Here is a 7,397-nt window from a genome sequence, read left to right as displayed (position 1 = left end):
GAACAAAATTAGTAATAAGGATATGTAAGCAATTATGGGGTGATGTAGAATGACGATATTTCCAAACGTTAATCGCATTCTAATCTCTCAATCCACAAACACCCTCAAATACTCCTCGTACTCATAAGACCGCCCATAATTTTTGTCGGGATCTCTGGGCTTGAGTATGCCCATGTCCACAAAGCGGTTAATCACCTTCTGCGCTCCGGTGCGCGTTAACCCTCCCCACTCAGCCACTTTTGCCACATTCACTATAGGCAAAGCAAACAGGTTTGGATAAATCTTTAATGCGGTTTCCGATGCCCTTCGGGACAGACCGGAGATTTTCGCCATGTCGCTCTCGCGGATTTTGACTATTCTTTCCGCCACCCCTATTGACTCATTTGCCGTTTGAGCAACCCCGAACAGGAAAAAGTCAATCCACTTCTTGTATTCCCCGTTGTGGTATGACATCAACCCGTCGTAATAATCCCGGCGGTATCCCATAAAAAACGAGGAGAGGAATAAAATGGGTTTCTCAAGCATCTTCTGCTCGCTCAGGAAAAACGTTATAAGAAGCCGCCCCGTTCTTCCGTTTCCGTCAAGAAAAGGGTGAATCGTCTCAAAATGCGCGTGAATAATTCCCGCTTTCACTATGGGCGGAATGTTGTCCCGCCTGTGAAGAAAGGTCTCAAGTTCGCCCATCAGTCTGTTCACTTCCGAAGGCGGCGGAGGGACAAAACTCGCCTTTTGAGGAGTTTTTCCGCCTATCCAGTTCTGCGATGTGCGGAAGTTTCCGGGGTCCGAATAGTGAGACTCCCTTCCGCCTTCCATAAGTTCTTTGTGCAGAAGCCGTATGAAGCGGTTGCTGATTGGAATCCGCTCCAGACTTTCAAAGCCCTTGTTCATCGCCTTTATGTATTGAATTATGTCCGAAACATCTTCGGGAATCTTGCTTGAAACCTTTGCTTCCTGCTCAATGCTCTCAATCAGAGTCGCCTGAGTTCCCTCAATGTTGCTTGAGTGAGTCGCGTCCTTGCGTATATACATAAACAGAAAGAAGTCTATGTCCGGCAACAACTTGCTGACCCCGTCCAACTTGCCGACAGCAAGGGCGGCGTCATGAGCGCCTTTCAAAGTGTCTTCCGTAAGTTCAAACTTGATGTCGCAGACATTTGACGGGACAAAAGCGTTGTATCCCTCCAACTGCCCTATGTTTCTGCCTATCACATTTTCCATGCCTCTATTATACCTTCAATAGTTACAAAAAGCCAAGTTTGTAACTATTGAAGGAGTGAATGCAAACCGGAATGACGATTTTGGTAACTATTCGGATGTCAGATGTCTACAAAAAGCCGAGTTTGTAACTATTGAGATGATGAATGTAAACCGGAATGGCAATTTTGGTAACTATTCGGATGCCGAATGTCTACAAAAAGCCAAGTTTGTAACTATTGAGGGTGTTTGCTTATATTCTATTAGCAACAAAACTGTTTGTTTAAAGTCTGACCCCGCAAACTTAACACAAACCTCCGGGGCTAGGCTACCCCTTAAAGTAGGGAATGATCTCCTTCGCGTATGTCTCAAGCGCCTTTTCAGGGTCGGGGCTGAAGCGGTAGAACAGAACAAAGTTTCTCACTCCCTTGTCCACAAACGCCTCTATCCTCTTTATGCAGTCATCCTTTGAGCCCGTGATGGTGAAGTCCATGATCGCCTCGCGCGGGAAAAACTGCCCTATCTCACGGAACTTTGCCCTGCCGTCCGTGTCCTGAGGGACTATGTTGAAGTAGTTCAGCCCCTTGTATTCATCGGGAATCTTCACATCGTATCCCGCCGCCGCCAGTTGCTCCTGCATTATCAGCACGTATTTGAACGGCTCAATCGCCTTATACGCCTCATCCTCATCCGCGCCGAGCGAGGTGAACACCCACAGCGCGGGGTCAATCTCTTTTCTGTCCCTTCCCGCCTTGTCCGCCGAGGCGTGTATCTCGCCCAGATATTTCTCGTAAAGCGCCGGGTTCAGGTCAATCGGCAGCCAGCCGTCTCCCATCTCCCCCGTCAGCGCAAGCCCCTTGGGCGTGTGCGTGGCAAAGTAAACGGGGATTCTGTCGCGCTCAAAGGGCCTGATTTGAAGAAACGCATCCTTCAGGTTGAAAAACTGCCCGTTGTAATTGACCGGGCTGTTCTCGTCATTTTTCCAGAGCAACTGCATCACCTCAACCGCCTCCCTCATCCGCGTGAACGGCTTGTTCCACGGGATTCCGTAAGCGTCAAGGTTCATGGACTCTCCCACCCCCATTGCAACGGTCGCCCTTCCGCCGGACAGATGGTCAACTGTGGCGAGCCGCTGGGCGAATGTGGCGGGATGAACCTTGTGAGGGTCGGACACTGTCGCAAGGCTTATGTCCGAAGTTATGCCCGCCGCCGCGGACGCAACCGTCCACGCCTCCGGCGCAAGAGCCCCGGGCGCGACAAAAACCGTGTGGTCGGGATACCATATCGCGCTGAAGCCCAGTTTGTCCGCCTTTTTTGAGAACTCAAGAAGCCCCTGAGTGTCTGCGCCGGGCATGGGCGCTGAAAGACCAAATTTTATTGTTTCCGCCATAACTTCACTCCTTTTTGCTGTTTAGCGTATAATCCTAACAGCAACCTTTAGGGGAGGTCAAAATGAAATTTGGAGTCGGACTTTTCAGTATGCAGACGCATCCGGACACGAAAGCGAGCCACAGTCAACTTTATTCCGGGGCGTTGCGGCAGACGCAACTCGCCGAAGACTCGGGTTTTGATTCCGTCTGGCTGTCGGAACATCACTTTCTTGAAGACGGATACTGCCCCTCGCCGCTTGCAATGGCGGCCGCGATGGCGGCGGTCACAAGCACAATCCGCATAGGGACGGCGGCGCTTATCCTGCCCCTTCACAACCCGCTCCGCATAGCGGAGGACGCCGCCGTGGCGGACAACATCTCCGGCGGCAGGTTTGACCTCGGAGTCGCCATCGGATACCGCAAAGAGGAGTTTGACGGCTTCGGCCTTTCCATCAAAAACCGCCCCTCGCTGATTGAGGAGGGCATAGACATACTGCTTAAATCATGGTCGGACGGGCCGTTTTCATACCACGGCAAAAGGTTTTCGTGCGAGTCCGTGGAGGTTACGCCCAAGCCCGTTCAGAAACCGCACATTCCCCTGTATATCGGGGCGTTTGAAGAGCCCGCCGTCAGGAGGGCGGGGCGTCTTGGATACCCGCTGCTGATAGGCCCCGGGCGCACAATGGAGATGATACACGACACCCTCGGCTGGTATGACTCCGCCGCGCGCGACGCCGGGCGCGACCCCGAAGGCGCGGAACACGTCCTCCTCCGGGAGACCTTTGTGAGCGGCGGACGGAAAGGCGCGCTTGAAGGCGGGGAGAAATACATAATCAACATGTACAGGTTCTACCTGTCGCTCGGGATAAAGATCTTCATAAGGGGCGAGCAGGTAAAGGGGCCGGACGACCCTCTTTTTGAGCACATGGCAGAAGACCGCTTCATTATCGGAACGCCGGACAAGTGCGCGGAGGAAATTGAGAAATACCGCCGCGAGGCCGGTATAAACAACATAGCGTGCAGAATGGTGTTCCCTCAAGCGCCGCCCGAAGAGACTTCGCGCTGTATTGAGATGTTCGGAAAGGAAGTAATTCCCGCTTTCAAGCGGGCGTAAAAACACGCCCGCAGGGAATTCACCCCGCGAGAATCACAAGACGGGCCGGACTTATTTCGGAGCGCGGAAAGCGTCCTGCTCATCGCCGGTGCTTTTGCTTTCCGGAGGAGCGGGCGCGTCTGAACCTGAAGAGCCTCCGCCCCCTTCACCGCCTTTACCCTTGGCGACAAAGAGAACGACAACAAGAGCCACGACCACAATCGCTATAATGGTGATGCTACTGTCCATAAATGAAATACTACAATGAAAACCGCCGGGCAGTCAAGCAAAAAGCGGTTTTCGTGTAACATAGTCCGGTGGCGAGCGCAAAACGTATAACCGGCGGGGCGGGCGGTTTTGACGAGGAAACCGCGATGGCGTTCTCCGTGATTGATTCGGGCTGCCTTGTTGTGCGGCATGGCGGCGCGGCTGTTTTTGCCGTCAAAGACCCCGCCCTTGCCCTGCTTTTCGGAGACGGGTTTGAGCCGGGCATAAGTTTCCACTTTGAGCATATTGCGCGGGATGAGTTCCCTTCGGTCTGCGCCGTTATGGTTGTTGATGCGGGCGCGTCCGGCAAGTTCAGTTACGACTACTTTTTCATGCCGGATTCGCCCGCCGACACCGGGGCTCTTTCCGTTTTGTGCGACGGGGGAGGCGCGGAGGTGTGGTTTTCTGGCGGCGGCGACCCGCAGGCTCGCTTCAGCGTCTCTTTTGACGAGGAGGAGTCCCGAAAGATTGCGCGCGCCCGCGCTCTCGCAATTGGCGGTTGACATCAATCTTTTTTAATCCGATAATGGCGGGAATGGGTTTCGTAAAAATTGCGTCCATAGGCTCCTACGCCCCCGAGAAAATACTTTCCAACAGCGACCTTGAGAAGATTGTTGAGACGTCCGATGAGTGGATAGTCTCCAGAACGGGCATAAGGGAGAGGAGGATACTGCCGGAAGACGAGGCGTCTTCCGACATGGCGTTGCGCGCCGCCCGCGAGGCGCTTGAAGCCGCCGGGGTTTCCGCCGGGGAGGTGGACGTGATAGTGGTTGCCACGGTTACGCCGGACTACCTTTTCCCCTCAACCGGATGCGTTCTGCAAAGCAAACTGGGGGCAAAAAACGCCTACGCCTTTGACATACTCGCGGGCTGTTCGGGCTTCCTCTACGCCCTTCACATAGGCAGGGACATGATAGAGTGCGGACGCGCCCGCACCGTGCTTGCGGTGGGCGCGGAATCCCTCTCAAAGATAGTTGACTACGAGGACAGGGCAACTTGCGTTCTTTTCGGGGACGGCGCCGGGGCGGCGGTTTTGCGCTCTTCCGACAGCCCCGGAATTCTTTCCTCCTGCATGGGCTCGGACGGCGACAACTGGAATCTGCTTTATATGCCGGGCGGCGGCTCGCGCATACCCGCGACCGAACAAAGCGTGCGGGAGCGCAGCCACTTTCTCAAGATGGAGGGCAACGAGGTTTTCAAGGTCGCGGTCAAGGCGATGGAGGTCGCGTCAGAAGAGGCGCTTTCCCTCGCCGGTGTTACGCCCGCGGACATAGACCTGTTTATACCTCATCAGGCGAACCTGAGAATAATAGAGGCAATCAGAAAGAGGATGGACATGCCGGAAAGCAAAATCTCGGTCAATCTTGACCGTTACGGCAACACGTCCTCCGCCTCAATACCGCTTGCCCTTGACGAGGCTCTGCGCGAAGGCAGGGTGGGAGAGGGCAGCACTCTGCTTATGGCCGCCTTCGGGGCGGGTTTCACCTGGGGCTCGTGCGTTGTGAGGCTGTGATGCCCGACTTTGGTTTTCCGCTCCGCCTTGAAGTAACGGACGCCGGGATAGTCCGCATTGTTCTGCCGGTTTTTCTTATTGTGGCGGTGGGGTTTGTGTTCGGCAGGCTCAAGCGCGTTGACATCTCGTCCGTAAACGACCTGGTTCTCTACATTGCCGCGCCGTGTCTCATCTTTTCCTCATTCGCCTCGCCGGCGATGGACATTAATTTCGTTGTAAAGATCTTCGGGTTTTTCGTCTGCGTTTCGGCGGTATGCCTGCTTGCGGGGCTCGCCTTCACGAAGATACTGGGGCTGCCGCGCCGCGTTTACGCGCCCACAATGGTGTTTGCCAACAACGGCAACATGGGGCTGCCGCTCATTCTGTTCGCTTTCGGGCAGGAGGGGTTTCAGATTGCGGTCGTGTGCATGGTGGCGATGGCGGTTCTTCACTACACCGCCGGGGTCGCCCTTGTGAGCCCGCGCGGCGCGGTGGCGGAGATATTCAAGCTGCCGCTCATATACGCGGCGGTCGGGGGGATGTGGGTGAATTTCGGCGGGCACGAAGTCCCGGTTTTTCTGGACAGGGCGGTGGGTCTTCTCGGAGACATTGCGGTTCCGGGGATGATGTTCGTGCTGGGATACCGGCTTTCGGAGTGTTCGGTTTCAAACTTCTGGGTTTCCTCCCTGTTCGGGGTTTCGCGCGTGGCGGTCGGGCTGGTGAGCGCGCTTTTGATAGTTCCGTTTTTCGCCGTGCCGGACCTTGCGGCCAAGGTTATGGTTCTTCAGTGCGCCATGCCCACGGCGGTTACCTGCCTCGTGCTTGCGGAAAAATACGGCGCTGAACCGGAGAAAGTGGCGTCCGTCATTGCGGTCGGAACGGCGGTCTCTTTCGCCGTCCTGCCGACCATCATTTCATATCTTGGCGTGCCCAGTCAGTAGCGGAGAAATGTGCCGCGGAATCTGTCGCCATATCTGTTTTTGCACAGGGCGCCGTCATCACTCAGGAGCGCGATCAGTCCCCTTCGGGGGAAAAACGCCATCGCTTCGGGATTCAGTCCGCCGATTTTCGGACCGGGCACAGGCTGAGGGATATCGCTTCCGCCCTCCCACTTGTAAAACGCGAAGTCTGGCGCGCCGTTCCGCGCCCCGGCCACTATCAGATAGCTGTCGCGCGCGTTTATGACAGACCTTATTCCCCGGCCTCCAAGAGGCAGAAGGACAGGCTCGCCGAAACGGGGCTCTTTGCCCTCCCCGACCACCTCGCCGGGGTTTTCAAGCGGAATCAGAAGCGCCTTGCCGTCCGGAGTCGGGTTGCGCAACCCTATTATAAGCCCGTCTTTCCCATATCGGGCGAGACCCTCTATGTTGAGCCCGCCCCGGCTTTTGGGCGCCTTATTTGCCGCTTCGGAGAGACCGAACCGTTTCAGACGCGCGTCTTTCTCAAACGCCTCCACCAGACCCCGGTAGGGGGTTCCGACCTTTGAGACCTTCACCTTGCCTCCAAACACCGTCACCTTTGTGGCGAACAGGCGATGCCGCCCCGGCCGGGGCTTTCCTTCCTTGTTTGTCCCGTGGGAAGTTATCCAGTAAACGGTTTCACCCATGCGGGCCGCGCCCTCAATATCAGCCTCTCTTCGCTTCGGGGTCTTCAAAAACCGGTTCATGTTGAACTTGCGGACCGGTTTGCCTCCCCGCATCCGGTAAAGCCGCAGGGTGTTGTCCTCATCATCTGCGACAAGCAACATGTTCCCGCCAACGCCAACCGTTGCGGATGCATCGCACATTCCGCGAAAAACGGAAACCTCGCCTTGCGCGGGCGCGGAGACTATAAATACGGAGAAAAAGAAAAGAAGCCTTTGCGCGGCGCGTCTAACGGACGACATCTTTCAGCGTAAGCCCCTCGCTTCTAAGGAATGAAAGCAGACCCTTTTTGTCAATCGTGCGAAGCGCGCGGGCGGAGAGTTTTATCCTCACAAACC

The 7,397-nt window shown here is 55.5% G+C and carries 8 protein-coding genes; 4 read left to right on the top strand and 4 right to left on the bottom strand.

What is annotated here, in order from left to right:
* Nucleotides 1-87: 87 nt before the first annotated feature.
* Entirely contained in the window at nucleotides 88-1,218 is a 1,131-nt protein-coding gene (locus tag OXF42_03835; GenBank protein MCY4047226.1) for a Fic family protein, read from the bottom strand.
* Nucleotides 1,219-1,522: 304 nt separating this feature from the next.
* On the bottom strand, nucleotides 1,523-2,584 hold the full coding sequence (locus tag OXF42_03830) for an LLM class flavin-dependent oxidoreductase (GenBank protein ID MCY4047225.1): 1,062 nt from the start codon (nucleotides 2,582-2,584) through the stop codon (nucleotides 1,523-1,525).
* Nucleotides 2,585-2,646: 62 nt separating this feature from the next.
* On the opposite strand from OXF42_03830, the gene OXF42_03825 reads away from it, so the two are divergent.
* Nucleotides 2,647-3,678, top strand: coding sequence for an LLM class flavin-dependent oxidoreductase (locus tag OXF42_03825; GenBank protein MCY4047224.1), 1,032 nt, complete (start codon nucleotides 2,647-2,649; stop codon nucleotides 3,676-3,678).
* Nucleotides 3,679-3,729: 51 nt separating this feature from the next.
* On the opposite strand, the gene OXF42_03820 is transcribed toward OXF42_03825, so the two are convergent.
* Nucleotides 3,730-3,906: a hypothetical protein gene (locus OXF42_03820; GenBank protein ID MCY4047223.1), complete on the bottom strand. Its 177-nt coding sequence runs from the start codon at nucleotides 3,904-3,906 to the stop codon at nucleotides 3,730-3,732.
* Between the two features lie 68 nt (nucleotides 3,907-3,974).
* Here OXF42_03820 and OXF42_03815 point away from each other — a divergent pair, with 68 nt between their 5' ends.
* Genes OXF42_03815 through OXF42_03805 form a run of 3 tightly spaced genes read left to right on the top strand, consistent with a single transcriptional unit; the run spans nucleotide 3,975 to nucleotide 6,357 of the window.
* Complete coding sequence (locus tag OXF42_03815; protein MCY4047222.1) at nucleotides 3,975-4,427, top strand: hypothetical protein; 453 nt, start codon at nucleotides 3,975-3,977, stop codon at nucleotides 4,425-4,427.
* 32 nt (nucleotides 4,428-4,459) lie between these two features.
* Nucleotides 4,460-5,437, top strand: coding sequence for a ketoacyl-ACP synthase III (locus OXF42_03810; GenBank protein ID MCY4047221.1), 978 nt, complete (start codon nucleotides 4,460-4,462; stop codon nucleotides 5,435-5,437).
* Entirely contained in the window at nucleotides 5,437-6,357 is a 921-nt protein-coding gene (locus OXF42_03805) for an AEC family transporter (GenBank protein ID MCY4047220.1), read from the top strand. Before OXF42_03810 ends, OXF42_03805 begins: the two co-directional genes overlap by 1 nt.
* On the opposite strand, the gene OXF42_03800 is transcribed toward OXF42_03805, so the two are convergent.
* Nucleotides 6,351-7,301 carry a DUF3616 domain-containing protein gene (locus tag OXF42_03800; GenBank protein ID MCY4047219.1) on the bottom strand — a complete coding sequence of 317 codons (951 nt, stop codon included), beginning with the start codon at nucleotides 7,299-7,301 and terminating at the stop codon, nucleotides 6,351-6,353. The two genes, OXF42_03805 and OXF42_03800, sit on opposite strands and share 7 nt — an antisense overlap.
* Nucleotides 7,302-7,397 lie beyond the last annotated feature (96 nt).

The sequence above is a fragment of the Candidatus Dadabacteria bacterium genome (assembly GCA_026708565.1).
In the GTDB taxonomy this organism is placed as follows: Bacteria; Desulfobacterota_D; UBA1144; order Nemesobacterales; family Mycalebacteriaceae; genus Mycalebacterium.
Note: the sequence above shows the minus strand (reverse complement) of the source record. Positions and strands in the feature narration are given on the sequence as shown.

Coding starts and splice junctions, on each gene's coding strand:
- OXF42_03820 (MCY4047223.1), bottom strand. CDS start 3,906: ATGGACAGTAGCATCACCATTATAGCGATTGTGGTCGTGGCTCTTGTT.
- OXF42_03805 (MCY4047220.1), top strand. CDS start 5,437: ATGCCCGACTTTGGTTTTCCGCTCCGCCTTGAAGTAACGGACGCCGGG.
- OXF42_03825 (MCY4047224.1), top strand. CDS start 2,647: ATGAAATTTGGAGTCGGACTTTTCAGTATGCAGACGCATCCGGACACG.
- OXF42_03810 (MCY4047221.1), top strand. CDS start 4,460: ATGGGTTTCGTAAAAATTGCGTCCATAGGCTCCTACGCCCCCGAGAAA.
- OXF42_03800 (MCY4047219.1), bottom strand. CDS start 7,301: ATGTCGTCCGTTAGACGCGCCGCGCAAAGGCTTCTTTTCTTTTTCTCC.
- OXF42_03835 (MCY4047226.1), bottom strand. CDS start 1,218: ATGGAAAATGTGATAGGCAGAAACATAGGGCAGTTGGAGGGATACAAC.
- OXF42_03830 (MCY4047225.1), bottom strand. CDS start 2,584: ATGGCGGAAACAATAAAATTTGGTCTTTCAGCGCCCATGCCCGGCGCA.